This window comes from Paraburkholderia phytofirmans, from assembly GCF_046028095.1.
GTDB classification, from domain to species: Bacteria; Pseudomonadota; Gammaproteobacteria; order Burkholderiales; family Burkholderiaceae; genus Paraburkholderia; species Paraburkholderia phytofirmans_A.
On record NZ_JAQQDJ010000010.1, the window covers coordinates 194,550 to 221,494 of the forward strand.

At 61.0% G+C, this 26,945-nt stretch carries 20 protein-coding genes; 15 read left to right on the plus strand and 5 right to left on the minus strand.

Going from position 1 to position 26,945, the window contains the following annotated elements:
• The first annotated feature begins 6 nt into the window (after window positions 1–6).
• Window positions 7–660, plus strand: coding sequence for an urease accessory protein UreG (ureG, locus tag PQR54_RS26370; protein WP_408250802.1), 654 nt, complete (start codon window positions 7–9; stop codon window positions 658–660).
• A gap of 36 nt (window positions 661–696) precedes the next feature.
• On the opposite strand, the gene waaA is transcribed toward ureG, so the two are convergent.
• The 4 genes from waaA to PQR54_RS26390 form a co-directional block, all read right to left on the minus strand.
• On the minus strand, window positions 697–2,016 hold the full coding sequence (waaA, locus tag PQR54_RS26375) for a lipid IV(A) 3-deoxy-D-manno-octulosonic acid transferase (protein ID WP_408250804.1): 1,320 nt from the start codon (window positions 2,014–2,016) through the stop codon (window positions 697–699).
• Window positions 2,017–2,086: 70 nt separating this feature from the next.
• Entirely contained in the window at window positions 2,087–2,971 is an 885-nt protein-coding gene (kdoO, locus tag PQR54_RS26380) for a Kdo hydroxylase KdoO (protein ID WP_106285876.1), read from the minus strand.
• Between the two features lie 49 nt (window positions 2,972–3,020).
• Window positions 3,021–4,022: a lipopolysaccharide heptosyltransferase I gene (waaC, locus tag PQR54_RS26385; RefSeq protein WP_408250806.1), complete on the minus strand. Its 1,002-nt coding sequence runs from the start codon at window positions 4,020–4,022 to the stop codon at window positions 3,021–3,023.
• Window positions 4,023–4,234: 212 nt separating this feature from the next.
• The gene (locus PQR54_RS26390) at window positions 4,235–5,629 is read right to left on the minus strand and encodes a phosphomannomutase/phosphoglucomutase (RefSeq protein WP_134456952.1); all 1,395 of its coding nucleotides are present in this window, start codon (window positions 5,627–5,629) and stop codon (window positions 4,235–4,237) included.
• Window positions 5,630–5,921: 292 nt separating this feature from the next.
• Between PQR54_RS26390 and PQR54_RS26395 the strand changes: the two genes are divergently transcribed.
• The 13 genes from PQR54_RS26395 to PQR54_RS26455 all read left to right on the plus strand — a co-directional run bounded on the left by PQR54_RS26395 (window position 5,922) and on the right by PQR54_RS26455 (window position 22,679).
• A complete protein-coding gene (locus tag PQR54_RS26395) occupies window positions 5,922–7,184 on the plus strand; it encodes an oligosaccharide flippase family protein (RefSeq protein WP_408250808.1) in 1,263 nt (420 codons plus the stop codon).
• Window positions 7,181–8,011: a glycosyltransferase gene (locus tag PQR54_RS26400; protein ID WP_408250810.1), complete on the plus strand. Its 831-nt coding sequence runs from the start codon at window positions 7,181–7,183 to the stop codon at window positions 8,009–8,011. The genes PQR54_RS26395 and PQR54_RS26400 overlap by 4 nt, the downstream gene beginning before the upstream one ends.
• Window positions 8,012–8,050: 39 nt before the next feature.
• Complete coding sequence (locus PQR54_RS26405; protein WP_408250812.1) at window positions 8,051–9,199, plus strand: glycosyltransferase family 4 protein; 1,149 nt, start codon at window positions 8,051–8,053, stop codon at window positions 9,197–9,199.
• 12 nt (window positions 9,200–9,211) lie between these two features.
• Window positions 9,212–10,234 (plus strand): UDP-glucose 4-epimerase GalE, encoded by a 1,023-nt coding sequence (galE, locus tag PQR54_RS26410; protein ID WP_012431967.1) that lies wholly within the window; start codon window positions 9,212–9,214, stop codon window positions 10,232–10,234.
• A 224-nt stretch (window positions 10,235–10,458) separates the two neighbouring features.
• Window positions 10,459–11,676 (plus strand): ABC transporter substrate-binding protein, encoded by a 1,218-nt coding sequence (locus PQR54_RS26415; RefSeq protein ID WP_408250814.1) that lies wholly within the window; start codon window positions 10,459–10,461, stop codon window positions 11,674–11,676.
• Window positions 11,677–11,772: 96 nt separating this feature from the next.
• On the plus strand, window positions 11,773–12,648 hold the full coding sequence (locus tag PQR54_RS26420; RefSeq protein ID WP_168792830.1) for a branched-chain amino acid ABC transporter permease: 876 nt from the start codon (window positions 11,773–11,775) through the stop codon (window positions 12,646–12,648).
• 8 nt (window positions 12,649–12,656) lie between these two features.
• On the plus strand, window positions 12,657–14,597 hold the full coding sequence (locus tag PQR54_RS26425; RefSeq protein ID WP_408250817.1) for a branched-chain amino acid ABC transporter ATP-binding protein/permease: 1,941 nt from the start codon (window positions 12,657–12,659) through the stop codon (window positions 14,595–14,597).
• 29 nt (window positions 14,598–14,626) lie between these two features.
• Complete coding sequence (locus tag PQR54_RS26430; protein WP_408250819.1) at window positions 14,627–15,361, plus strand: ABC transporter ATP-binding protein; 735 nt, start codon at window positions 14,627–14,629, stop codon at window positions 15,359–15,361.
• 933 nt (window positions 15,362–16,294) lie between these two features.
• Complete coding sequence (locus PQR54_RS26435) at window positions 16,295–17,158, plus strand: sugar transferase (RefSeq protein WP_408251036.1); 864 nt, start codon at window positions 16,295–16,297, stop codon at window positions 17,156–17,158.
• A 310-nt stretch (window positions 17,159–17,468) separates the two neighbouring features.
• Entirely contained in the window at window positions 17,469–18,713 is a 1,245-nt protein-coding gene (locus tag PQR54_RS26440; protein ID WP_408250821.1) for a glycosyltransferase family 4 protein, read from the plus strand.
• 114 nt (window positions 18,714–18,827) lie between these two features.
• Window positions 18,828–19,961: an AGE family epimerase/isomerase gene (locus PQR54_RS26445; RefSeq protein WP_408250823.1), complete on the plus strand. Its 1,134-nt coding sequence runs from the start codon at window positions 18,828–18,830 to the stop codon at window positions 19,959–19,961.
• 212 nt (window positions 19,962–20,173) lie between these two features.
• Entirely contained in the window at window positions 20,174–21,214 is a 1,041-nt protein-coding gene (locus PQR54_RS26450) for a hypothetical protein (protein WP_408250825.1), read from the plus strand.
• 307 nt (window positions 21,215–21,521) lie between these two features.
• Window positions 21,522–22,679 carry an acyltransferase family protein gene (locus PQR54_RS26455; RefSeq protein ID WP_408250827.1) on the plus strand — a complete coding sequence of 386 codons (1,158 nt, stop codon included), beginning with the start codon at window positions 21,522–21,524 and terminating at the stop codon, window positions 22,677–22,679.
• A gap of 2,369 nt (window positions 22,680–25,048) precedes the next feature.
• On the opposite strand, the gene PQR54_RS26460 is transcribed toward PQR54_RS26455, so the two are convergent.
• Entirely contained in the window at window positions 25,049–25,504 is a 456-nt protein-coding gene (locus tag PQR54_RS26460; RefSeq protein WP_408250829.1) for a helix-turn-helix domain-containing protein, read from the minus strand.
• A 417-nt stretch (window positions 25,505–25,921) separates the two neighbouring features.
• Between PQR54_RS26460 and PQR54_RS26465 the strand changes: the two genes are divergently transcribed.
• Window positions 25,922–26,758 (plus strand): hypothetical protein, encoded by an 837-nt coding sequence (locus PQR54_RS26465; protein WP_408250831.1) that lies wholly within the window; start codon window positions 25,922–25,924, stop codon window positions 26,756–26,758.
• Window positions 26,759–26,945 lie beyond the last annotated feature (187 nt).

The following is a 26,945-nucleotide window of genomic DNA, read 5'->3' on the forward strand; positions in this document are numbered from 1 at the left end:
ACCATCATGAACGCACCTCATCAGCCTGCCCACTCGTCCGTTCGCACGAAAAAACTGCCGCCGTTGCGCGTGGGCGTCGGCGGCCCGGTCGGCTCGGGCAAGACCACGCTGCTCGAAATGCTCTGCAAGGCGATGCGCGAACAGTACGACCTCGTCGCCATCACCAACGACATCTATACGAAGGAAGATCAGCGCCTGTTGACCGTGGCGGGCGCGTTGCCGGCCGAACGGATCATGGGCGTCGAGACGGGCGGCTGTCCGCACACGGCGATTCGCGAGGACGCCTCGATCAACCTCGAAGCCGTCGACCGCATGCTGACGCGGTTTCCCGATGCGGATATCGTGTTCATCGAATCGGGCGGCGACAACCTCGCGGCGACGTTCAGTCCGGAACTGTCGGATTTGACGATCTACGTGATCGATGTGGCGGGCGGCGAGAAGATTCCGCGCAAGGGCGGGCCCGGTATTACGAAGTCGGATCTGCTGGTGATCAACAAGACGGACCTCGCGCCGATGGTCGGCGCGAATCTCGATGTGATGGCGTCGGACGCGAAGAAGATGCGCGGCGAACGGCCCTTCGTGATGTGCAATCTGAAGGCGCTCGACGGGTTGGATGTGGTGGTGAAGTTTATTGAGGAGAAGGGGTTGTTGAAGGTTTGAGGCAGGCGGGCGAGCATTGCGCATTTCGCCCCTCCCTCACTCCCCCTCCGGCAACAACGCCATCAACACATCCACGGTCCGCGCCGTCGCGCCGCGATGGCGCGCGGCGAATGCCGAGGCCGCGCCGCCCATGGCCAGCCTGCGCGCCTTGTCGCCAAACAGTTCACGCAACGCGCGCCCCAGATCGGCCGGATCGTTAACCTGCACGGCGGCGCCCGCGGCAACGGCATCCGCGGTGGCCTGCGTGAAGTTGAACACATGCGGGCCGATCAACACAGGCACACCGACCGCGCACGCCTCGATCAGATTCTGCCCGCCCAACGGCAACAAACTACCGCCGATGAACGCCAGATCCGAAGCGGCATAGTAAGCGCCCAGCTCGCCCATCGAATCGCCCAACAACACGTTCACACTGGAAGGCAAAGCCGGCACGCCACCGCCCACAGCCGAAGCCGCCGACGCCACCTTGGCATCCGGCGCCCACACCGACCGTCGCGCCAGCCGCAGCCCGGCCTTCTCGACCAGCCCCGCCACCTCATTGAACCGTTGCGGATGACGCGGCACCAGAATCAGCAGCGCGTTGTCAATGCCGAGCGCCGCGTACGCCTGCAGCACCAGTTCCTCTTCGCCCTCGCGCGTGCTCGCCGCGACCCACACCGGACGCGAACCGATCGCCGCGCGCCACGCATGCCCGCGCGCCGCCAGCTCCGGTGGCGTGCTCATGTCGAATTTCAGATTGCCGAGCACGGCGACGTTGCGCGCGCCGAGCGCGGTCAGCCGCTCGGCATCCGATGGACTCTGCGCCAGCACGCGCGCAAAGCCGCCGAACACGTCCTTGGTCGCATTGCCGAACTTGGCCGCGCGCTTGTACGAGCGCGCCGACATCCGCGCATTGGTCAGCACCAGCGGAACGTCCGCGCGACGGCACTCGTCGATCAGCGTCGGCCACACTTCGGTTTCCATCACCAGACCGAGCGACGGCCGCCATGTCCGCAAAAACCGTTGCACGGCGTGCGGCATGTCGTACGGCAGATAGCTGCGCAAAACCCGGTCGCCGAAAATCTGCTCGCCGGTGGCGCGCCCGCTCGGAGTCATATGCGTCAGCAGAATGCGCGCGTCGGGACGCGCCTTCATCAGCGCATCGATCAGCGGTTGCGCGGCGCGCGTCTCGCCCACCGACACCGCGTGCACCCAGATCAGCGGCGCATCGTCTTCGGGCAGCCGGCCGCGCGAGTAACCGAAACGCTCGCCGATATGCTCGCGGTAGCCGCGTTCCTTGCGCGAGCGGATCAACAGGCGCAACACGGCCAGCGGCGCGATGATCCACCAGAGCGCGTGATAGATCGCCCTCAGCATCGGCCCTCCGCTCGACGGAAGCAGCGAGCCAATACGGCGAACGAAAACGGCGAATAGCCAGGCGCGGCGCTCAAACCAGCGCCCTGCCCTTCAGGCGCTCGAGAATGCCGAGCGGCGCGCATTCCGGCTGCGCCATCGCCTTGACCGGCAGGAAGAAGGTCTGCTCCAGCATGAACTGGCCGGACATCACCGCGTGCGAGGTCTGATCCGAGAAGCACACCCAGACGCTGCCGGGCGGAAACGGCATGGTCTCCTGCGGGCTCGACTTCTGATAGTCGAGGTCGGCCTTCATGCCGTCGTGCAGATGCAGCATCAAATGGTCGTACTCGCTGCGCGGCGATTTGGTCACGTGCAGCAGGTTCAGCAGCCACGCCGCGCCCGGCATCTGCGGCTTGATGCGCGGCAGGAAACGTTTGGCCATGTCCTCGAACGGTTCGCCGACGCGCCACACGCGCGGCGCACCATGCGGATTGACGTTGGTGAACACGCGCAGAATGCGCTCGCCGTAGTTCGGCCGCGAAGGAAAGGCGTCCACGTGCAGACGGCTATCGTCTTTGCGCCATGACGTCTCGCGCGTTTCCACCTGATGCAGCCGCAGGCTGGTCGGCGCCACGCGCAATCTGCCGTTGTATTCGGGAAAGAGTCCGTCGACCAGCGTGCGCGCATTGGTCTGATAACGCGCGATCAACGCGCGCACTGCCGATTGCGTGACGGCGTCGCCGGCCACGCCGTGCAACGCGCCGCCATTAGGTTCGAGGCTGATGTTCTTGCGGTTCGGATCGGCGAGCGCGGGGTCGAGCAGCGCCTGTTCGCCGCCTTCGATCGCGAAGCGCAGATTGGGGAAATACAGCACTTTGCCGCGTTCGACGCCGGCAAGCAGCGTCTCGCGCGGCACGGACAGATTGCGTCCGTGCCAGTCGGCGTTCGCTACTTCGATGATCTGGGTTTCGTTCATGGTCGCCCTTGAAAACGGTTGGAGCGCAAGGCGAAGCGCCCCGGACGGGTCATAGCAGGCCGAAGCCCGCCAGTGCCGACTTCACCTGTTGCAGCGTGGGCGGCTGTCCGGCCGTGCCGAGATTGACGACGTTCGGCGACCAGTAGCCGCCAGTGCGCCACGCAGTGGCGAAATTGTACAACTCGACCGTCGGCCGCTTCAGCGCCGCGGCGATGTGAACCAGACCTGTGTCGACACCCACCGTCGCGGCCGCGCCTTCGATCAGGCCGACCACCGCGGGCAACGAGAGCTTGGGCGGCACGATGGCGGCCGCGCCGAACTCTTTCGCCAGACGCTCGCTGGTCGCGCGCTCCTCTTCGCTGCCCCACGGCAGCACGATCGACGCACCGCGCCGCACCAAGGACTGCCCTAGCTCGATCCACGCGGTGTCGGGCCACTGCTTGTCGGCGCGCGAGGTGGCGTGCACGAACACGACGTACGGCACCGGCAGGTTCAGATTCGCCTCCGACAAAGCCAGCGCGGCGCGCCCGGTGTCGATGCCGAAGTCGATGTCGTCGGTGGGCTGCGGCGGCGGGTCGTTCAGCGCCGCGGCCACCAGTTGGCGCGTGCGCTCGACCACATGAGTGCGCGGTTCGATCGGCACGCGGTTGTCGTAGAAGAAGCGCACCGGCCATTCGAAGCCCGCGCCGTCGGTGCGGTTCGCGAGACCGACCAGCGTGCCGCGCGCCATGCTCGCGACCCACGCGGTCTTGATGAGCCCCTGGCAGTCGATCACGAGGTCGTAGTGTTCGGCGGCGAGCGCGCGGCGAAATGCGCCGATCTCGCGCCAGTTGTCGACCGACAGAATGCGCTTGCGCCAGCGCCGCAGCGACACGGGAATCGCCCGGTGCACGCCGCTCACGAGTTGCACGAGCCCCACGAAGCTTTCTTCGACGAGCCAGTCAATCTGGGCCTCGGGATGACGGCGTCGGATATCGGCGATCACCGGCATGTTGTGAACGACGTCGCCCAACGACGACACCCTCACGATCAGTATCTTTTGCACGCTCAAGAGTGGGAAAACCGGCTATCCGGCCCGAAGATGCGTTGAGAGAGCCCCAAGGGGCATGAGAAAACCTGAAACACTCAGCCATTTCTCATGAGGACGGCAATTCTAGCGCGTTGCATGTAAACCGCATGAAAAAACGCGGCGCGGTCAGAGAAACCCGCGCCGCGTTCGACGGCCACCGCGGTTCAAAAAGAACCGCAGCGCCGCTCGTGCGTTTAGAACGGCAGCTTCGCGTCCGGCTTCTCCGCCATGATCACGCGGCGGAAGTCTTCCTGGATGCGCTTGAGCGCCGCATCGTTATCGGCTTCGAAACGCATCACCACGACCGGCGTGGTGTTCGATGAACGCGCAAGACCGAAGCCGTCCGGATACTCGACGCGCAGACCGTCGATCTTCACGACGTCGTCCGCGCCGGTGAACTTCGCGTTTTGCTGCAAGCGTGCGATCAGTTCGAAGTTTTCGCCTTCCTCAAGCTTCAGCTGCAGTTCCGGTGTGGAGTTCGAGTTCGGCAGCGAGTTCAGCAGCTTGCTCGGGTCTTCCACACGCGTGAGAATTTCGAGCAGACGCGCTCCCGTGTACAGGCCATCGTCGAAACCGTACCAGCGGTCCTTGAAGAACACGTGGCCGCTCATTTCGCCGGCCAGCGGCGCGCCGGTTTCACGCAGCTTCGCCTTCACGAGCGAGTGGCCGGTCTTCCACATGAGCGGCTCGCCGCCCTTGTCCTTCACCCACTTGGCGAGGTTACGCGTGCACTTCACGTCGTAAATGATCTGCGCGCCCTTGTTGCGCGACAGCACTTCTTCGGCGAACAGCATGAGCTGACGGTCCGGATAAATGATCTCGCCGTCTTTGGTGACCACGCCCAGGCGGTCGCCGTCGCCGTCGAACGCGAAGCCGATTTCAGCGTCCGTTTCCTTCAGCGCGCGGATCACGTCCTGCAGGTTTTCCGGGTGAGCCGGGTCCGGGTGATGGTTCGGGAAGTTGCCGTCGATCTCGGTGAACAGTTCGACCAGTTCGCAGCCGAGCTTTTTGAACAGCTTCGGCGCAAGGCCGCCGGCCACGCCGTTGCCGGTATCGACCACGATCTTGATGGGACGCGCGAGCTTGATGTCGCTCGTGATGCGTTCGAGATAGGCGTCGGCAATGTCGTATTCGGTGTACGTGCCGCTGCCCGCGGAGAAGTTCTCGTCGACGATGCGCTGATGCAGCGCGAGAATCTGCTCGCCGTAAATCGCCGCGCCGCGCAGGACCATCTTGAAGCCGTTGTAGTCCGGCGGATTATGACTACCCGTCACGACGATGCACGAATCGACGCGACGCTCGCCGCCGTCGAGTTGCAACGGCACGCTGGCCGCGAAATAGCCGACCGGTGTGGGCACCATGCCCACGTTGACCACGTCGACGCCGGCTTCACGCAGACCGTCCGACAAAGCCTGGACCAGCTCGGGACCCGACAGGCGGCCGTCACGCGCGACCACGACGGCGTCGCCGCCTTGCGCCCGCACTTCGCTACCGAATGCGCGGCCGATCGAACGCGCTGCATCGGCGTCGAGCGTCTTGCCGATTACACCGCGAATGTCATACGCCTTGAAAATAGATTTGGAGATCATGTTGGCTCACTTGCGTGCAATGGAGAAATTTGACCGGCGCACCGCCGATGAATCGGTAAAACACAGCGATGCGCCCTTGCCGGAAGCGATCCGGTTCCAACTTATAATTGCGCCTTTCGGACCAGCCTTATAGCACCATTCTAATGCTTAGACGCCCTCCAAATGTAAAGTTGCCGCGACAGTCGGCAGGTTGGGCAAACGCGCGCACTGTGCCGCCCGGATCACGCGTGCCGCGCGTGCTCGCGGTGCCGTCGGCACGCTCGGCGCATACGGAACGGCGAGCGGCCAGCGGATGCTGACGCTCAAACGCTTCGCCAATCCGGACGTCACGCGCGCCTTCACGAATATCGTCTGGCTCGGGCTGGAGCGGCTCACGCAGATCGGCGTGGCGATCGTGATCAGCGGCATGCTGGCGCGCTACTTCGGGCCGGACACGTTCGGCAAATGGCAATACGCGAACACGCTGCTGCTGGTGCTCTCGCCCATTACCTGGGTGTGCGGCGCGGAGATTCTGGTGCCCACCATCGTCAACCGGCCGCCGGCGCAGCTCGGCACCGTGCTGGGCAGCGCTTTCGCGTTGCGCATTTCCGTGTCGGTGGCGGCTTTGCTGCTGACGTGGCTCGGCATCGCCTTGCATTTCTTCGAGCCGCTGGTCGGCGCCATGCTCGCCGGCCTCGCCGTGACCATGCTGTTTCGCGAACCGTTCGTCGGCGTGATCAACGCGTGGCTGCAAAGCATGACCTACAGCAAGCCGCAGTTGCTGACCAGCATGAGCACCGCGGTGCTGAAGGCCGCTCTGGTGTATCTGCTGGTGCGCGCGGCGGCCACGCCCGCGCGCTTCGGCTGGCTGTGGGCGCTCGAATCGGCGGCGATCGGCGCGGTCCTGCTGATCTATTACATGCGCCGGCATGGTGGCAAGCTCGGCTGGCATCTCGACCGCTCGCTTTTCAGGCATTTCGCGAGCGCCGGCACGGTGTTCTGGCTCGGCCTGATCTGTATGTATCTGTTCCTGAAACTGGACCGGCTGATGCTCGAACGGACGATTTCCTTCGCCGATCTCGGGCGCTATTCCGCCGCCCAGCAGTTGAACGAAAACTGGATCACGCTCGCGTTGATGCTCGCGCAGACCATTGCGCCCGCTTTCGTGTATCGCGTGCAGGAGGCCGCCCAGTTGCGCCGCAACATGTGGCGGCTCACCGCCATGACCGCCGCGCTGATGGTGAGCGGCGCGATCGTGCTGGATCTGCTCGCGGGGCTGATCATCCGCCGCGTGTTCGGGCCGCAGTTCGAAGGCGCAATCGAGATCTTTCGCTGGGCCGTGTGGTTGTCGGTACCCGCCGGCATCGAGGCCATCGGCAATCTGATCGTGCTGAAGTATCAGGCCAAGTTCGTGTTGCTCGCGAAATGGCTGCTGGCGCTGGCTGTCGCGTTCGTAGTCAATCTGCTGGCCATTCCGCGGCTTGGCGCATATGGCGCGCTTGTCGGTCTCGCGGCCGGCTATCTGGCGGCCGCGTCGGTTAATCTTTATTACATTCGTTTCAAATTGCGCCCATGACGAACTCACCCGCCACCGCGCAAATGAGCCTCGACGACGTCGCGGTGCTGATTCCCGCCTATAACGGCCAGGCCGATGTCGACCTCACGCTCGCCTCGTTCAGTGAAAGCGCGCCGGTGCACGTGCTGATCGTGGACGACGGCAGCACGCCGCCGATCGTCCCACCGGCCATCGCCAATATGAAGATCGAAGTGCTGCGCATGGCGCGCAACGGCGGGATCGAACGCGCGCTTCAAACCGGCATCGATGCGCTTGCCCAGCGCGGCTTTCGCTATGCGGCGCGCATCGACGCGGGCGACCGCAGCGTGCCGCAGCGGCTCGCCAAACAACGCGTGTTCATGGAACTCCATCCACGCGTGGCCGGCCTCGGCATGTGGACGCAAGTCGTCACGCGCGAGGGCAAGCCGCTCTTCATGCTGACGCCGCCCGCCGAACCGAACGCGATCCGCCGCCTGCGCTTCTTCCGCTCATGCCTCGCGCATCCTTCGATGATGCTGCGCATCGACGCCGTGCGCGCGGTCGGCAACTACCGCGCCGAGTATCGCTCCGCCGAAGATCTCGATCTCTTCGTGCGTTTGATGGAGCGCTACGACTGCGCGAACCTGCCGGAACTCGGGCTCTACTACGAACTGAACGAAGGCGGCATCAGCGCGACCAAACGGCGCCGCCAGGTGAGTTCGACGCTGCGGCTGCAACTGCGCTACTTCAACGCCGCCAATCTGTACGATTGGCTGGGCCTCGCCAAAAATCTGCTGCATCTGGTGACGCCCTACAGCGCACTGCAGCGGATCAAACGCAGCCTGCTCACGCCGCGCGCGAGCCATTAGATCATTCACCACCCCATTCACCGCCGAGCTCGTTCCCGCATGAAGCCTGCCTTGAAGTCGACGCCCGCGTTGCGCATTACACTCGTCTGTAACACCGCCTGGGCAATCTATACCTATCGGCAAGGGCTGATCCGTATGCTGGTTGGACGCGGCGTCGATGTGACAATCGTTGCGCCGCGCGACCGCACGTTCGAACTGCTCACCGCGATGGGCTGCCGCTGCATCGACTTGCCGGTCGCCTCGAAAAGCACCAGTCCGCGCGACGACCTGCGCACGCTGTACGCGCTCTACCGGCACTACCGGTCGATCCGCCCGCACGTGGTGTTTCACTACACGATCAAGCCGAATATCTATGGCTCGATCGCCGCGAAGCTGGCGGGGGTGCAGTCGGTTGCGGTCACAACGGGCTTGGGCTATGTGTTCATCCAACATAGCCGCGCCGCTCAGGTGGCCAAGAAACTGTATCGTTTCGCGTTCCGTTTCCCGCGTGAAATATGGTTTTTGAATCGCGACGATCAAGCCGCGTTTGTCGAACAGAATTTGTTGGTGCATCCTGAGCGTGCGCGGTTGTTGCATGGCGAAGGCGTCGACCTCGTGCAGTTCGCCTTCACGCCGTTGCCCGAACGAAGCGATTACCGCTTCGTGCTGATCGGGCGGCTGCTGTGGGACAAGGGCGTGGGCGAATACGTCGAAGCCGCGCGGCGTTTGCGTGAACGTTACCCGCACGCACGGTTCCAATTGCTCGGCCCGGTGGGCGTCGACAATCCCAGCGCGATCACCCGCGAAGAAGTGGCGGCGTGGGAACAGGAAGGCATCATCGAGTATCTTGGCGAGGCGCACGACGTGCGGCCTTTAATCGCCGAAGCGGATTGCGTGGTCCTGCCGTCGTATCGCGAAGGCGTACCGCGCACGCTGATGGAAGCCTCGGCAATAGGCCGGCCGATCGTCGCCACCGACGTGCCCGGCTGCCGCGAGGTGGTGGCGGACGGCGTCAACGGATTGCTGTGCGAAGTGCGCAATGCAGAAAGCCTTGCGGCCGCGCTGGCGCGCATGCTCGAGATGAGCGGCGCGGAGCGGCGGGCCATGGCCGAACGCGGCCGAAAGAAAGTCGCGGAAGAATTCGACGAACGGGTGGTCGTCGAAACGTATAAGGACCTGGTGCAGAAAATGACGGGCGTTTTACTTTAACGGAGCAACAGCATGACCACGAAGGGCACGATTCTGGTAACAGGCGGTGCGGGTTTTATCGGCTCGCACACCTGTGTCGAACTGCTGAACGGCGGTTACGACGTCGTGGTAATCGACAATCTCGTGAACAGCAACCGCGAATCGCTGCGGCGTGTGGAAAAGATCACGGGCAAGGCGGTGACCTTCTACGAAGCCGATGCGCGCGACGAAGCGGCGCTCAACCGTATTTTCGACGCGCATCCGATCACGGGCGCGATTCATTTTGCCGCGCTGAAGGCGGTGGGCGAGTCGGTGGCCAAGCCGATCGAGTACTACAGCAATAACGTCGGCAGCCTGCTGACCTTGCTCGGCGTGATGCGCGACCGTAACGTCAAGCAGTTCGTGTTCAGCTCGTCGGCGACCGTGTACGGCGTGCCGAAGAGCTCGCCGATCGACGAGTCGTTCCCGCTGTCGGCGACCAATCCCTACGGCCAGTCGAAGCTGATCGCCGAACAGGTGCTGCGCGACCTGGAACTGGCCGATCCGTCGTGGCGCATTGCCACACTGCGTTACTTCAATCCGGTCGGCGCGCACGAGAGCGGCCTGATCGGCGAAGATCCCGCCGGCATTCCGAACAACCTGATGCCGTATGTCGCGCAGGTGGCGGTGGGCAAGCTCGAGAAGCTGCGCGTGTTCGGCGGCGACTACGAGACGCCTGACGGCACCGGCGTGCGCGACTATATCCACGTCGTCGATCTGGCGCGCGGACATCTGGCCGCGCTCGACGCGCTGGTCAAGCGCGACGCCAGTTTCGTCGTGAACCTCGGCACGGGCCAGGGCTATAGCGTGATCGACGTGGTCAAGGCATTCGAGAAGGCCGCCGGCCGGCCGGTGCCGTATGAAATCGTGGCGCGCCGCCCCGGCGACGTCGCTTCGTGTTTCGCCGATCCGGCCGCGGCCGAGAAGATCATCGGCTGGCGCGCGCAGTTCGGCATCGAGCGGATGTGCGCGGATCACTGGCGCTGGCAATCGACGAATCCGCAAGGTTTCGCCTGAGGTGATTGAAAGTCGACGGCGGCACGAAGGAGCCGCCAGGCAGGGGTTCCGCCGCCGTCGACTGCGGGATTGCACCACACGGGTAATTCCGCATATTACTAATACTTTACGATTTCTATACTGACTTACCGATTGACGGTCAGGCTTCCTAAGAACGCGTGAATCGGCGTGCATGAGCCCGCATCGAGGCTTCATGCAAGAAAAGACATGCTACGGAGACAGCTATGGGAATTCGCTTGAAAAGCGTTGTGGGTGCGCTCGCCCTTTGTGCCCTCGCCAATGTCAGCTACGCGGCGGATCCGATCAAGATCGGCGTCGACGGACCGTTCACCGGTGGCTCGTCTTCGATGGGCGTGAGCATGCGCGACGGCGTGCGCCTCGCGACCGCCGAGATCAATAAGGCCGGCGGCGTGCTGGGTCGCCAGATCGTGCTGGTGGAACGCGACGACGAAGCGAAGAACGAACGCGGCGTGCAGATCGCGCAAGAGCTGATCAACAAGGAAAAAGTCGTCGCGGTGGTCGGCTACATCAACACCGGCGTCGCGCTTGCTTCTCAACGCTTCTTCCAGGAAGCGAAGATTCCCGTCTTCAACAACGTCGCCACGGGCAGCGTCGTGACGAAGCAATTCACCGATCAGCCGGATAACTACGTGTTCCGCAACGCCGCCGCGGACCGCATCCAGGCGCCGATGATCGTCGAAGAAGCCGTGACCAAACGCGGCTTCAAGAAGGTCGCGATTCTCGCCGACTCGACCAACTACGGTCAGCTCGGCCGCGAAGACCTCGAAAAAGCACTCGCCGCCAAAGGCGTGAAACCCGTCGCCGTCGAGAAATTCAATATCAAGGACGTCGACATGACCGCGCAACTGCTCAAGGCCAAAGAGGCCGGTGCGGAAGCGGTGCTGACATACGGGATCGGACCGGAACTCGCGCAGATCGCCAACGGCATGGCCAAGCTCGGCTGGAAAGTGCCGCTGATCGGCAGTTGGACCCTGTCGATGGCGAACTATATCGACAACGCCAGCACCAACGGCGAAGGCGCGCGCATGCCGCAGACCTTCATTCAGGAAGCCAACACGCCCAAACGCAAAGCCTTTATCGACGCGTACCTGAAGGAATTCAAGCCGAAGAACAACCGCATCGACTCGCCGGTGTCCGCCGCGCAAGGTTACGACTCGGTCTATCTGCTGGCCGCCGCGATCACCCAGGCCGGCTCGACCGACGGCCCGAAAGTGCGCGCCGCGCTCGAAAGCCTCAACACCAAGGTGGAAGGCGTCGTGATGGTCTACGACAAACCGTTCACGCACGACGACCACGAAGCGATCAGCCCGAACGTGCCGGTGGTCGGCGAGGTCAAGGGCGGTCGCGTGGTCTACGCGTACGAAGCCGACAAGAAAGGCGGCAGCCAGCTGCGCAGCAAGCAGGCGAGCGCGGCGAACTGAGCGTGAAGTAAGCGCGGCGGCATGCTACGAAGCCGTACCCGCCTCGCGGCGGGCGCGGCTTTGCTTCATATCCGGTGAACTCCAAGGCGCTCGACGATGGCCATTCTTCTGCAGCTCATCTATAGCGGCATTGCGCTCGGCATGATCTACGCCGTGATCGCATTCGGCTATCAACTGACGTTCGCCACGTCCGGCACGCTCAACTTCGGCCAGGGCGATGCGCTGATGCTCGGCGCGTTGGTCGGCCTCACGCTCGTCACGCTCGGCGTCAATTACTGGTTGATGATTCCGCTCGTCTGCGTGTTCGGCCTGCTGCAGGGCGCGTTCGTCGAACGGATTGGCGTGCGGCCCGCGATCAAGATCAAATCGGAATTCGGCTGGATCATGTCGACGATCGCGCTCGGCATCATCTTCAAGAACGTCGCGGAGAACCTCTGGGGCCGCGACGATCTGCGCTTCCCCTCCCCGCTTCCGGAAGCACCGCTAAAGGTATTCGGCGCCAATGTGCTGCCGATGGAGTTGCTGGTGGTCGGTGGCGCATTGGTGATGATGCTGGCGGTCGAGTTCTTCAACCGCAAGACGATCTTCGGCAAGGCGGTGGTGGCCACCGCGAACGACCGCGACGCCGCGGCGTTGATGGGCATCAATACCGGCCTCGTCATCACGTTTTCGTACGCGTTGTCTTCGCTGACCGCGGCTTTTGCCGGCGTGCTGATCGCGCCGCTCACGCTCACCGGCGCGACGATGGGCGCCGTGCTCGGACTGAAGGCGTTCGCTGTGGCGATCATCGGCGGGCTGTCGAGCGGGCTGGGCATCGTGGTGGGCGGCGTGATTCTCGGCATCGCCGAGACCACGACCGGCTTCTACATTTCCACCGGCTACAAAGACGTGCCCGGGCTCGTACTGCTGCTGATCGTGCTCGCGTTGAAACCTGCCGGCCTGTTCGGCAAGACGTCGATCAAGAAAGTGTGAGGCCCGCCGTGAATCCGAAGAAGCTCGTTGCGTCCGCACTGGCGCTGATCGCGCTCGCGGTGTTTCCCGTGTTGTCGGGCAACCCGTACTACATCCACCTGCTCGAGACGATCATGATCTACGCGATCCTGCTCTTCGGTCTCGACATCGTGGTCGGTTATACCGGGCAGGTGTCGCTTGGGCACGCCGGGCTGTTCGGCGTCGGCGCTTATACGGCCGGCGTGTTGTTCTTCAAGCTCGGCATGCCGTTCATCGTCACCGCGCCGCTGGCGATTCTCATCACCGCCGCCTTCGGTGCGATTCTCGCGCTGCCGGCGTTGCGCGTGTCCGGTCCTTACCTCGCGATGGTGACGCTGGCGTTCGGCACGATCCTGCAAATTCTCATCAACGAGATGGATTTTCTGACCAACGGGCCGATGGGCGTGAAAATCCCGAAGCCTTTGATCGGCGGCCGGCCGATGAACGAAGTCGAGTACTACTGGCTCGTCGCGGCGCTGCTGGTCGCCTCGCTGATCGTCGTCCACCGCGTGCTCCGATCGCATCTGGGCCGCGCATTCGAAGCGCTGCGCGATAGTCCGATCGCGTCGGACTGCATGGGTGTCTCGGTGTACCGCTACAAGGTCTATGCGTTCGTGATCAGCGCCGGGTTCGCAGGACTGGCCGGCTGTCTCTATTCGTATTCCGAGCAGTACATCTCGCCGAATACCTATAACTTCGAACTCACCATTCTGTTCCTGCTCGCGATCATCATGGGCGGCCGCAAAACCCGCACTGGCGCATTGCTCGGCTCGGCGATCATCGTGCTCCTGCCCAAACTGCTCGACGATATCGACATGTTCCGCACCGTCGCCTCGGTGCTGGCAGCAGTCGTCGTGATCGGCGCGGGCGTCGCGCTGGCGCGCAAGGTGTCCACGCCGCGCAAGGTCGCGATTCCGGTTTTGGGCACGGCAGGTCTTGCCGCGTTTTCCTACCGGATCGACACGCTCGCCGACTGGCGCCTGACGATCTTCGGGCTGATGATTCTGCTGGTGGTGTATTACCTGCAGGACGGCGTGGTCGGCTTTGTGCGCAAGATCGTGATGCATGGCCGCGTCCGCACGGTTACCGTCGACACCACGAAACCGGCCACGATCGGTGGCGATGCGATTCAGGCGGTGCAGGCGGGCGGCACGGAAGACATCCTGCAGTTGCGCGGCATCCTGATGCAGTTCAGCGGACTGAAGGCGCTCAACGACGTCGATCTGACCGTGCAGCGCGGCACGATTCACGGACTGATCGGCCCGAACGGATCCGGAAAAAGCACGATGATGAATGTGCTCACCGGCATCTATGTGCCGACCGCGGGCACGCTCGAGTATCGCGGCGCGTCGCTCGCGGGCAAGACCTCCGCACAGATCGCGCTGTCCGGGATCGCGCGCACTTTCCAGAACGTGCAGTTGTTCGGCGAGATGACCGCACTCGAGAATGTGCTGGTCGGCCTGCATCACACGTTCAACGCGAATCTGGCGGATGTCGGTCTGATGTCGTCGCGTTATCGGCGTGAGGAACGCGCCGCCCGCGAGCGCGCGTTCGGCATGCTGCGGTTCGTCGGCCTCGACAATGTCGCCGCCGAGGAAGCACGCAACCTGCCGTACGGCAAACAGCGCCTACTCGAAATCGCGCGGGCACTCGCGCTCGATCCGCAACTACTGCTGCTCGACGAACCCGCTGCGGGGCTCACCGCACCGGATATCAAGGAACTGGTCGCGATCATTCGCAAAGTGCGCGATCACGGCATTACCGTCGTGCTGATCGAGCATCACATGGACGTGGTGATGAGCGTGTGCGACCGCGTTTCGGTGCTGGACTTCGGGCAGAAGATCGCTGAGGGCAAGCCTGCCGATATTCAGTCGAACGAAAAAGTCATCGAAGCCTATCTCGGCGGCCAGCCTGCCGGTCAAGCGGCGTGAACCGAGCCAGCGCGCCTACAGGAACAGACATGTTATCGATCAGAAATCTGCATGCGGGCTACGGCAAAGTGAAAGTGCTGCACGGCATTTCGATCGATGTGCCGAAGGCGTCTGTGGTCACGCTGATCGGCTCCAACGGCGCGGGCAAAACAACGACCATGCGCGCGATCTCCGGCATGATCCGGCCGAGTGCCGGTGAGATTACGATGGGCGTCGGCGCCGACGCCAAGCGCATCGACGCGCTGGACTCACATCGCATCGCGCGGCTAGGACTCGCGCATTCGCCGGAAGGCAGGCGCGTGTTCGCGACCATGAGCGTGACCGACAACCTGATACTCGGCGCGTTCCCGCGCCTGACCTCGGCGCGGCCGCGCGGCGACGTGAAGGCCGATCTGGAGCGCGCGATCGAAATGTTTCCGCGGCTCAAGGAACGACGCCATCAACTGGCCGGCACGCTCTCCGGCGGCGAGCAGCAGATGCTGGCGATGGCGCGCGCGATCATGATGAACCCGGATCTGGTCTTGCTCGACGAACCGTCGATGGGACTCGCGCCCATTCTGGTCGAAGAGGTGTTTCGAATAATCGGCAATCTGAAGAGTCAGGGCGTCACCATGTTGCTGGTCGAACAGTTCGCCGCTGCGGCGCTCAATGTGGCCGATTATGGCTATGTGCTGGAAAACGGCAGAATTGCAGCGCATGGGCCCGCGACGGAATTGCGCAACGATCCCTCGGTGAAGGCGGCGTACCTTGGGGCGAGTCACTGAGGCGCACCTGCTTGCGTGAGGCACGAACCGTGCGGGTCACATTCAACCTTCTCTCTCGACTGCACAAGCCAGATGAAAGATTTGGCATATTGCGTGGGAGATCGAACACTCGTATCGCGGGCTAACCAGCACACTAAAGCCAACGGAATTCTCGCTACACGTCTGGCTGAACTCTGGGAAACAACGCGCAAGGCCTGGCGACGGCAATCGGCACTCATCTTGTTGGAGCCAGCGTCTGCGCGGCGCGCCGCTTTCATCATACACATGGACGCGGCGATTGACGCGTGCCCTAACCGAGCTTTGTGTGCTGTACCGAACGGAGTAGCGACATTCGTACAGATACTCTACGTCTACACATACTCGATCAAACACATAGCAAGCGCGTATTTATCGCGTTGATCGACACCGTAGGTCAATACGTAGTGGGTGAGCCGCGGCCTCCCGGATGAAAGGTTTATCTGTTCTATCCGGCTACGGCCGTGACAATTGGGATATTCATAACGATCAACATTTTCGTAGTGCCAGCGGTGGCCGTCTGATTTATCGCGACGCCGGTCGGCATATCTTTCTGGGTCGGCCAAGACATCGGCAATTTACGACCTGTCCGCACACGGACGCCAAATTGCAAAGCTATACTTTCTATTGAAATAATTAGGATTTAAGTTGCCGGGGAATGCGACGCTTCGCATGCTGCTAGCGCGCGTCCCCGCTTCGCATGAAGCAGTTTTTCATTCATTTTTCTTCAGCTGATTTCTTAATTATTTGCAGTATTTTTTATAGCAATTTAATTGCTATATCCCTGCTGTCCGATCTCGAGTCGTCCGCCGCATTCGTCTGATGGCGTGCTTTGCCTCAACGATTGAAACAACCGGCACGACTTGCACTGCCGAAACACTGATGTACTCGTCAACGAACTTCGAACCGGGGGCAGCAATGGCTTTAGTCGGCAAGGTATCGGAATCAGTGTCAAAGGACGTCAATCCTTTCGATACCCGCTACGAAAGTCGTTCGCACGCCGATCATCCTGAATTGGGCGCCCGCGGCTTTTCAGCTTCACATATGGACAGCACCTCGGAATTGAATCGCGCCGAGGAGTCGTTTGCTTCGGACGTATCGGCGGATGCCGCTGCGGGTCCCGTGCCTCGCCGTGCATTGCCGGCGGCCAATGACCCTGACATCCCGTCAAGAAAAGGCGACTTCACAAAGCGTGTTTTCGACATTTTCGGCGCGTCGGCGTTGCTCCTTGTGCTGCTGCCGATTTTTCTCGTCATAGGTTGCGTCGTGCTAAGCGACGGCGGGTCGGCTTTCTTTGGCCATCCGCGCGTTGGAAGAGGCGGACGATCGTTTCGCTGCCTGAAATTCCGCTCCATGGTGCCGAAGGCCGATGTCGTTCTCGCCGAACTCCTCGCCACCGACGCCGCTGCGCGCGAGGAATGGAATCGCGATTTCAAGCTTAAGAACGATGTACGCATCACCACCGTCGGCCGGATTCTGCGCAAGACGAGCCTTGATGAACTGCCTCAACTCTGGAATGTTCTTCGGGGCGACATGAGTCTCGTCGGCCCCCGCCCCATCGTCACGAAAGAACTGGAACGGTATGGCCCTGACGCTCACTACTACCTGTCGGTCAGGCCCGGCGTGACAGGATTGTGGCAAGTCAGCGGACGCAATAACGTTGACTATGCAACGAGAGTCGCGCTGGACGTCTCGTACGTGAAGGAACGTTCGACGCTGCTCGACATCAGCATTCTGCTGAGAACATTCAAGGTGGTCTTCGACGGCAGCGGGGCGTATTGAACAGCATGCACCCCCGTGCATCGCAAGGTAACCCGTACGAAATGCCTATGAACATTGTGCATGTCGTCGAATCGGCTTCTACAGGTACGCTCTTCGTGGCTTGCAAGGTTTCAGATCGTCTCGCCGGTGAAGCTCACGAAGTTTGCCCTGCATCCTCGCGGCGTAGCGAAACCGCCGACATCCCATCTTCTCTCTCCCCCGAACGTCCAGTTGCGGCAATTTCAAATGAAAGGCCGAGCGGCAAACGTTTGTGCTGGCTGACAGCGCCTTTTCGATGCTCGCATCGACTGGCATACAGGAGCGACATCTCATGAAGCAGTTTGCGGAGCGGTCTGACGTGCGCCGGGAAGATGCCCCCATTCAGTCTGCGTTGCCCGCCGACGCCAGCTCGGCGCGACAGTCTCACTGGCGGGGTCCCTCTGCTGGGTTTGCAATCAATGGCAAATTTGCATCTCAACGCATAACAGGCGTGCAACGTGTCGGCTATGAACTGGCGATGGCGTTCCAACGTCTGTTTCCTGAGGAAACCGACCTGCCCGTGTTGGTTCCTGCGAACGCACGAGCCGACGTTGTCTTGCCGAAAACAAAAATGATCGGCCGGTGGTTCAAGGGCTCGCTGTGGGAACAACTGGCACTGCCATTCGCGCTTGGTGGCCGAACGCTTCTCAGCCTTTGCAATATGGGCCCCTTGTTCGCTCGCCGGCAGGTCGTGATGATGCATGACGTTGCGATCTACGATCTGCCTGAAAATTATTCGTGGAAGTACAGGCTCTGGTATCGCGTCGCGTTTTCTCTGCTGAAACGCAACGCCAGCCACATCGTGACGGTGTCGGAGTTTTCGAAGACACGCATCATGGAGCGACTTGGCATCGACGGGTCGCGCATCTCGGTCGTCCTGAATGGTGTGGACCACTTTGAAAAGATCGCACCGGACCCGGCGATTCTGTCGCGGTTGAGTCTGCAGAACGATGCTTACGTGCTCGCTGTCGGAAATCTCTCGGTAGGAAAGAACCTTCCACGAATCGTTGCCGCGATGGAGCGCCTGAGCGATCGCCATGACCTGAAGTTTGTTGTCGTCGGCGGATGCGATTTGCGGGTCTTCAGCTCACAGGCGAAAGTGGGTTACGACTTGTCGAAAAACATCATCCCCGCAGGCTTCGTCTCGGACGGTGAATTGAGAGCGCTGTATGAGAATGCAGCCTGCTTTCTGTTTCCTTCATTGTATGAGGGCTTCGGGCTGCCGCCGCTTGAAGCGATGTCTTGTGGATGCCCGGTCATCGTGTCGCGTGAAGCTTCCCTTCCTGAGGTATGCGGCGATGCCGCGCTGTACTGCGACGCGCATTCGGTCGACGACATCGTCGACAAGGTGACGCAGATGATGGAGGACGCCGCGGTGCGCGAAACGTGGCGTGAACGCGGACGGGAGCATGCTCGTGGTTTCCGGTGGGAGCGGTCCGCACATCAATTGCTCGATGTTCTGGAGCGTGAACTCGCGGGTGGAGTGGCTCGCCCGGTTCATGCGCAATCCGCGCAATCCGCGCCATCGCGCGTTTAACGCGGATCGCAGCAGCGTGCGTAGGGCGCAAGCTCGTATGCGCGAATCTTCGAGTGCGCAGTTCAGGTGCAATGCGACAAGCTTTCTACGCCCATCCCGAAGGAGATTCGCAGCATGAATACGCCCGCCTCCACGATCGCCCTTGCCGCCACCCTACGAGATCACTTCGCACGCGTCGTCCTGCCGGTCTGGCGCGGGCCGGGCTTCAATGGCGCAATGCATCTGCCCTACGAGGCCGTTAGCGCTGACGTGGGCCACCTTCCAATGCCGGTTGAACGCTATCGCGCGATGGCATGCGCGCGGCAGTTGTTCGTCTTCTCGCAGGCCGGCGAAGCAGCTCACGCCCATGTGCTGTTCGAATCCCTGTTGTACTACTTCCAGGACAAACAGCGCGGCGGCTGGTTCTACAGCGTCGATGCGCAAGGTACGCCACTCGATACGACGAAGGATCTCTATACGCACGCGTTCCTGGTCTTCGCCTGCGCTGAATATGCCGCTAGGTTCGACAATCGCGACGCACTCGACCTCGTCCACAGCACCTCGGCGCTAATCGAAACGCGTTTCGCCGCGCAACACGGATTGTTCAATGCAGCGCTCGACGCGGATTTTTCGACGGTGACCGGCACGCCGCTGCAAAACCCGTTGATGCATCTCACCGAAGCCTGGCTCGCCGCACGCGACGTAACCCATGACAGTGCATTCGATTCCGCGTTGCGTAAGCTGGCCGACGCCATCGAACGCACGTTCGTGCATGCGCCGACCGGTTGCATCGCGGAACTGCCGTTGGGAGTCGACGACAACCGTCTGGAGCCCGGCCATCAGTTCGAATGGTTCTGGCTGATCAGGCAAGCGGGCGAGTTGCTCGACGGATCCGGACTCGACGACGCGCTCACGCGCGCATTTGAATTTGCGCAGCAACATGGCGTGGATCCGATCACGGGCGGCGTGTGCGCGTCGCTCGACGAAGCCGGCCGGATGAAGGACGCCACGCAGCGGATCTGGGCGCAAAGCGAATATCTGCGCGCACTCGCCACCCGCGACGATGACGCGGCGCGCGCCGTGCTGCCGCGGCAGATCGAGCGCTTCCGCCAGCGGTTTCTGCATGGGCACGGTTGGTTCGAATGCAAGACCGCCGCGGGCGACGTATCGCGCGCCGACATGCCGTCGACTACGCCCTATCATCTGGCCACCGCTTACGCGGCACTGCCGGTTGAGGCTCGCGTCGATCGCAGCATTGCTGCGGCCTGACTGCAATCTCCTAACGACAAGGCCCGCGCAAGCTTTCGGTCGCGGGCCTGAATTCGTTCAACTTGCGCGGCCTGAGCGATTCCCGATTTGTTCTGTCCGACGATTCGTCGTCATGGTGTACATCGATCGCGAACGAACGGACGCATGCATGCTTATCCGGCAAACTTCCCCACGCTGCGACTCAACCATCGTCACCTGTTTGGAGCTAAGTGTTGAAACTTCGACTTATGGTGCTGATCGTCTTGCTTGTGACAGTCGGCGCTACCGTGACGGCGCACTTCGAGAGCACCCGCAACCGTGATGATCCGAAGCGGCCACCGGTCAGCACAACGGTGCGCGTCCCGTTCTACGGGGTCAACGGGCATTATGTTCAAGGGGGCGTCTACGCGACGAACATCGCACAACAGGTTGCCGATATGCGGGCTATGGGCATCACGTCGATCCGCCAGGACTGCTACAGCATCGCCGATACGGCGAAAATGGCCAGTCTGGTGAGTTCGTTTGCGCCTGTCAAAATCCAGCCGGTCTTCAATGTCTTCCCCACGACTACCGATGAGACCACCGCGTACAACCAGTTCTACGCTTACGGTCGGACTGTCGCCGGTCAACTCGCCGGCAAGGTGGCGGTGATCGAGCTGATGAACGAACCGGAGAACATGTACTTCACCAAGGGGCCCCGATACAGCGGTCAAAACGTCACCGACTGGTCGGCTTCAAACAGTCAGTGGGCCGCATTTCGCGGTGCTGTGCGAGGCTTCTATGCGGGCTTCCGTGCTGTAGATACGACCATGCAAACCCTCATTACCAGCCCAAGCGTGGGCTGGCTGCATTACGGCATGCTGAAGGGCTTGTGGAACGGCGAAGCACCGGATGGTTCGTCCGGACACCCAAGGGCGACCTGGGATATCACCAACTATCACTGGTACCACGACTTTGGAGACATAGAGGACGCGGGAGGCGTCAACACGCTGGCGGCGATCAAGTCGGCGTTCAACCTCCCGATCATGTTGACCGAGATCGGCGTGCAAAAGAACGTGTCGGGTTCCGTCTATAACTCGTATGTTGCGTCGAGCTTTGCCAAGTACGCCAGCAAAGCCAAGACTTACGACATCATCGGCGTTGACTGGTACGAGCTTTACAATTTCCAGAAAATCGACGGCTTTTATATGGGTTTGTACAGTTCGCCAGGCGTAGTGAATACCGGGCGGGCGTCCGCCATGGCCAGCGCCGTCGCAGCGAATCCCGCGCCTTGACCAAGCGATTTCACGGCGCGACGAGACTCATTCGCGGTTGCAAATCACCAGGCAGATTTCCGGCGATCTCGTACTAGCCTTGGTCGCTGATCGGCAGAGCGGAATGCACGCGCTATCGGCGAGTTCAGTGCGCTGCCGCACCGATCCCACATCCAGATCCGCCTAGTCTCTCGAAAGACGCTTTGCCCGGTACTCTCCTGCGGGCGTCCGCCTATTCTTGTCCGAACGGCCCGCCACGCGCGGCATCGCTGCTTCGGCACGCGATGCCGCTTCACATATCGCAAAGTCATATTTTTGGTTTTCCACCATGACCAGCCCAGTTGACCGAGGTCGTCTCGACCACATCGACGCCATGCGCGCGATCGCGGTGCTGCTCGTGATGTGGACGCACTACGCTGAAATGTTTGCGCCGATCGCCGGCTCGCAATTCGCGCTCTACGCGCTGCAGCGTTGGGCCGACTTCGGCCGCGTCGGTGTCGTGATCTTCTTCGGTGTCAGCGGAATGCTGATCCCGACCAGCTTGCGCGGCACACCGCGGGACGGGTCGCGCCGCTTCCTGATCCGCCGCTTCTTGCGGCTCTACCCAGCGTTCTGGCTGTCGTTGCCGATAGGCTATCTTGCGTACTGGACGCTGTTCGGCACGCAAATGAACATGTCCAGCCTGATCGCGAACGTCACGATGATTCCGTCTGCTTTTGGCAAGATCCCGGTGATGGGGCACTACTGGACGCTGGAAACCGAACTGTATTTCTACGGGCTGTGTCTCATCCTCTTCTGGCTCGGTGCACTGCATCGCATGCGTGACTTGTGTCTCGTCAGCGTCGGACTGTGTCTCGTCTTCGTAATAACGTCTGCGCTTAAGCTGCTTCCGTCCGACGCGCTCGGACAGTACAAGGGGATGCTGTATCACCTTGCGATCATGTTCTGGGGTGCGTGCTTCCGGCAGGCATATGACACACCATTGGAGCGCGTGACGTTCCGTTGGGCGCGCGGCGCACGCTCGCAGGTTTCAGTCACGTATCGCGTGGCGCTCGTCGGGGTAACCGCGCTGATTGCTGTGATAGCGCTGCTCATGGCCGCGATCGATTGGCGCCATAATGACGTCGCGCATATGTCAGTGGCATTTGGTTATCTTCTTGGCATCGCCGCGTTTGCTTTGTTCTCCACCGTACTGAAGGTCCATCTGCGCGTGTTCGCGTGGCTCGGCGAAATCAGCTACTCAATCTACCTGCTGCACGGCGTGCCGCTTTACGTGATCGTCTGGCTCTGCCGGCACTATGGCCTGGTGGGAGGCCCGCTCGGTTTGTATATGGTGGCGACCGTGCCGCCGGCAATCGTTCTGTCCTGGGCGAGCTACAAACTCGTTGAGGCGCCCGGCATCCGACTGGCGCATGCGCTGACGTCGCGTCGCGACGCGACAGCGCATGGGCGCGCAGCGCTGGTTGCATCGGGCGACTCGAACTGAGGCCTTAGCGCAACGCACAGCCGACCGCGGCCCAGGTCTCTGCGCGCTGCCGTTACCTTCTTGCCGTCCCGGCGTCCACCCAACTCGCCCACCTGACGGACCGCCAGCTAGATGCCTGAGCGGTCGTGCACCTGGTTTCAAGACGCTTATTTTCGCCTCGTTCAGACAAGCAGAGTCAAACTAAATCCATCATTTGTGCCGGCAATTCCGCAGCTTGCCGTGCGTGGTTTCTTGCCACTGTGGCACGTTCCTAATCTATAGGTATCCATACCATCCGATGGCTCCGTGGCTCGCTTCATTGGATTGTCGACTCTCTTCGAAAATACAATGGTCGCATCCAAACGCCAGCTCTCATATCAGTTGATTAGTACCTGCGCCCGGCGTGCTCGTCGGCCACACTATCGAACATGCCGTCTAGCGCCTTGAGCCTATCCGGCAACGTCAACCTGCGCGTCGCCGGCAACCACAACGTCGTCGTTTGCGTCCGCAATGCGACCTTATTGCGCAATAAGCGAAGGCTCGCGCAACCCTCAACGCACTCCGCCGCTTCCATTTTCAGAAGACGATCGCCGATATCCTGAGACGCGCCTTTCAGCAAGGCTCGTTACTGATTAACAACTGGTGTCTTCGCCTTGATTGCACTACGCGTTGCAACGGAGACGGCGCGTATTGCCTCCGCGACAGCGTAGGTCATATCGTCTGGTGTTCAGAATGAGCTCTTCGACCGAACATCTCTTCTCTGAAACAACAACCGCACTACAGCGACGATCATGACGTCACTCGTGCCGCTTTCGACAATATCTGTCTCCGCGCCGCTGTTTCGAGAAACGCCGACTGCGGGAATCTTCAGCGGGGATGTCCTGTGCGTGGGCAGCCTGATCAGTCCCGGCACGCCACGCGCGTTGCTGGCAGGCGTAGTGCATTCCGGCCGCTCTCTGTTGATGCTGATGGCGGCATTTGCCGATGCATGCCCTGTCGCTGAGGCAGCGGTAGGTCAGCCAATTGACCCATCCGCGGGCCATCGTGGCATTAATCTTCACGCTGTCGATCGACTTGCGACTTACGTGGCATGCCGCGCCCCCGAATCTGGCGACTCTGCGGCTGATCGCCATGCGAGCAGTAGTGCGTCAGCGGTATTTGCCGTGCTTCTTGCCGACTCCTCTGGGCACACCGGTATAGCTCGTAATGCGAAATAAAATGCGCCGGATCTCGAGGCGCCGAGCCGCTGCTCATAGCCGCCCTTAGCGATTTTCGATTCTGTAATCCCTTAAAAAACGAGTTGAATATTTGACAAAATGGATGCGACACTATTTACGTATTTTCATTCTCATTACCGGTATCAATCGATCTAAGTGACGGATAGTCGCCGAGGGCCAATTTGTAGTATTAATGTAAAAGATTCATGGCCACATGAGGCATAGACCTCTTCATCAATCTGTAGACGAATCAAACATTTACGTTTTCCTAGCCGTAGTGAGGCAGAGCTTTCCGATACGAACGCATTTGCAAAATCTTCGCTCGAATCGTATTGAAATTTTTCGTAATTGTCACTTATCTCCCCTCAGCTGGTCACGTTACACGAATGAAACGTTTATAATTCGTCTGCCCAGAAACTTCTGTAACTAATACCGGGTATGCGAACAGGTACTGCATGCTCTGTAACAGTTACACCAACGGTTGCTGCGCTGCGGCAGGGAGTTTGTTCCGACGCAATGCGACGCGGACGGACGATCGGCAAATGTCGGATTCGACGAATCATGCCTTTCGCCGCCACTGGACCACGCGAGGAAAGTCCGCGGGTCAACCGGTTTTTTGGGTTCCGAACCCGACTAGCGACGCGAGGGTATTGCCTCGACCGCTGTCGAGCCGACGGGTGTAAAGGGCACTTTCAAAAGTGAGGTGTAACAGCGGATTTAGCGTTTGGAGCAGTGAGCCTGGTCTGCTGTGAAAAGGGTCACGGCGAAGACTTTGGCCGGAGAGTGCAAGGTATGAGTCGCGCAAGACCAACTGTTAGGCCGACGGCGGTAGCGTCGAACTCGTTTTGGCCGTCGGCAAATAAATGCCTCCAGGCAGGTACTGGTGGAGCGGCGCGTCGATGTTTTCGAAGGTGCCGTACAGCCAACGCATGAGAATCGCAGAAGTAGACCTGCCACACCGGTTACAGCCGCCTGTTCCCGACGTCGCGACATTCCTTCCCTGACTGCAGGTGAAGCTTTGTCGCAAGGGCTGGGCAATCGAATTGAGTTTGGCGGAACGCCAGCCAGAATTTAAGCGGCGGCGGCATTTTTCATCTTCTTTAGTAGTGCGAAGGTGCGTATCCGTTCGACCTGGATCCTACCGGGGATCGGCTGCCCGCGCCTTTGATAAGGTCACCTTCCCCGTGACCCTGTGGCAACCCGTCTTCGATTTCGGGCTGCCGTATATGAATACTGGCCGCGTCGGTCTGTGCCCCGCGTGCGCGGCATGCGCATGCCGTGGCCATGGCGTCGGCGAGCAACGGCGACGGCACAATTCGCCACGCCATTGTGCCTGCATCGCCCCCCCGAGGGATTCCCTTCGGCGCGTAGATGGTTTCGTGAGAAACCTGGTGCGTCGGGCTGCTTTGAGTGCCCAGCAGGAAAGCGTGCGTCGCCATCAGGCAAGTTGATCAGCGCGAGTTCGCGGCTTACGGTCGCCGGCAAGCGCTCGAGCATCCGACTCACGGTCCGGATACTCAAACCCTGCAGGTGTTGGCTTGCAATGGTCAGGCGCTCCTCAGGTTGCAGTTGCTGGCGCTCTGAGTTCATTCGTACATCGCCACACCTTCTACGAGACAGGTGTCGCATCTCGGATTTTTAGGCCGTCCGCATATGTCGCGATGATAGTCGCTTACAAATAGTAAGCACTGCTATCCGTTTATGGGTCGCTGCGACCCAATTACTTTCATTTCATCTACTTGGAGCTCCGTTTTGAGAATTCGATTTTTGACGCTCACAATGCTGCTTGTGTCAGCCAGTGCTACCCTGACGGCTTGCGGTGGTGGATCATCCTCCGACGCGGCAGACGCCGCTGCAGTCGCAAACCGTCAACACCGCGGCGGCACGTCAACGACAAACCCAACGACAGGTTCGTCGGGCAGTTCGTCGAGCGGTTCGCCGACCTCTACGCCTACGACGTCTACCTCGGTCCCGTTCTACGGGGTCAATGGGCATTATGTTCAAGGGGGTGTCTACTCGTCGAACATTGCACAACAGGTCGCTGACATGAAGGCAATGGGAGTCACGTCGATCCGTCAGGACTGCTACAGCACTGCGGATACGGCCAAAATGGCAACTCTGGTGAGTTCGTTCGCGCCTGTCAAAATCCAGCCGGTCTTTAACGTCTTCCCGACGACCACCGACGAAACTACCGCGTACAACCAGTTCTACGCCTACGGTCAAACCGTGGCCGGTCAACTTGCCGGCAAGGTCGCGGTGATCGAGTTGATGAACGAACCGGAGAACATGTACTTCAAACAGGGGCCCAAGTATGGCGGTCAGGACGTGACTGAATGGGCAACTTCGAACAGTCAGTGGGCAGCGTTCCGCGGCGCAGTGCGTGGTTTCTACGCGGGCTTCCGTGCCGTGGATACGACAAAGAAAACTCTCATTGCCAGCCCAAGCGTAGGTTGGCTGCACTACGGGATGCTCGAGGGCCTGTGGAAGGGTGAATCGCCGGATGGTTCGACCGGGCATCCGACCGCGACGTGGGATATCACCAACTATCACTGGTACTACGACTTTGGAGACATCCAGAACGCAGGCGGCGTCAACACTCTAGCGGTCATCAAGTCCCTGTTCAACCTCCCGATCCTGCTGTCGGAGATCGGTGTGCAAACCAGTGTGTCGAGTTCCACCTACAACTCGTACGTTGCTTCGAACATCGCCGAGTACGCCAGCACTGCAAAGACCTACAACATCATCGGCGTTGACTGGTACGAGCTCTACAACTTCCAGAATATGAACGGCTTCTATATGGGCTTGTACAACTCGCCGGGCGTAGGCAACGCCGGTCGTGCGACCGCGATGACGACTGCTGTTGCATCGAATCCCACGCCTTGACAGCCTGAGTTTCAGGGCGGTCCAGATTGACGCCCTGGGTTTTCCATATGCTCCAGATCTTGAGAAAGTGGAGCTGTGGAAAACATCGAGACGAGCTCTCCGCGGTAGTCGCCGGAACTCCGTGATTTGGCAGTGAGATGGTCAATAAGCGCGGTGGCGAACATTAATCGCAACCGAGTGTGATGGC

What these genes read in the sequence shown, in the direction of transcription:
- ureG (WP_408250802.1), top strand. Translation starts at nt 7, where the DNA reads ATGAACGCACCTCATCAGCCTGCCCACTCGTCCGTTCGCACGAAAAAA.
- waaA (WP_408250804.1), bottom strand. Translation starts at nt 2,016, where the DNA reads ATGCTGAGGGCGATCTATCACGCGCTCTGGTGGATCATCGCGCCGCTG.
- kdoO (WP_106285876.1), bottom strand. Translation starts at nt 2,971, where the DNA reads ATGAACGAAACCCAGATCATCGAAGTAGCGAACGCCGACTGGCACGGA.
- PQR54_RS26390 (WP_134456952.1), bottom strand. Translation starts at nt 5,629, where the DNA reads ATGATCTCCAAATCTATTTTCAAGGCGTATGACATTCGCGGTGTAATC.
- PQR54_RS26395 (WP_408250808.1), top strand. Translation starts at nt 5,922, where the DNA reads ATGCTGACGCTCAAACGCTTCGCCAATCCGGACGTCACGCGCGCCTTC.
- PQR54_RS26400 (WP_408250810.1), top strand. Translation starts at nt 7,181, where the DNA reads ATGACGAACTCACCCGCCACCGCGCAAATGAGCCTCGACGACGTCGCG.
- PQR54_RS26405 (WP_408250812.1), top strand. Translation starts at nt 8,051, where the DNA reads ATGAAGCCTGCCTTGAAGTCGACGCCCGCGTTGCGCATTACACTCGTC.
- galE (WP_012431967.1), top strand. Translation starts at nt 9,212, where the DNA reads ATGACCACGAAGGGCACGATTCTGGTAACAGGCGGTGCGGGTTTTATC.
- PQR54_RS26415 (WP_408250814.1), top strand. Translation starts at nt 10,459, where the DNA reads ATGGGAATTCGCTTGAAAAGCGTTGTGGGTGCGCTCGCCCTTTGTGCC.
- PQR54_RS26420 (WP_168792830.1), top strand. Translation starts at nt 11,773, where the DNA reads ATGGCCATTCTTCTGCAGCTCATCTATAGCGGCATTGCGCTCGGCATG.
- PQR54_RS26430 (WP_408250819.1), top strand. Translation starts at nt 14,627, where the DNA reads ATGTTATCGATCAGAAATCTGCATGCGGGCTACGGCAAAGTGAAAGTG.
- PQR54_RS26435 (WP_408251036.1), top strand. Translation starts at nt 16,295, where the DNA reads ATGGCTTTAGTCGGCAAGGTATCGGAATCAGTGTCAAAGGACGTCAAT.
- PQR54_RS26440 (WP_408250821.1), top strand. Translation starts at nt 17,469, where the DNA reads ATGAAGCAGTTTGCGGAGCGGTCTGACGTGCGCCGGGAAGATGCCCCC.
- PQR54_RS26445 (WP_408250823.1), top strand. Translation starts at nt 18,828, where the DNA reads ATGAATACGCCCGCCTCCACGATCGCCCTTGCCGCCACCCTACGAGAT.
- PQR54_RS26455 (WP_408250827.1), top strand. Translation starts at nt 21,522, where the DNA reads ATGACCAGCCCAGTTGACCGAGGTCGTCTCGACCACATCGACGCCATG.
- PQR54_RS26460 (WP_408250829.1), bottom strand. Translation starts at nt 25,504, where the DNA reads ATGCGACACCTGTCTCGTAGAAGGTGTGGCGATGTACGAATGAACTCA.
- PQR54_RS26465 (WP_408250831.1), top strand. Translation starts at nt 25,922, where the DNA reads ATGAAGGCAATGGGAGTCACGTCGATCCGTCAGGACTGCTACAGCACT.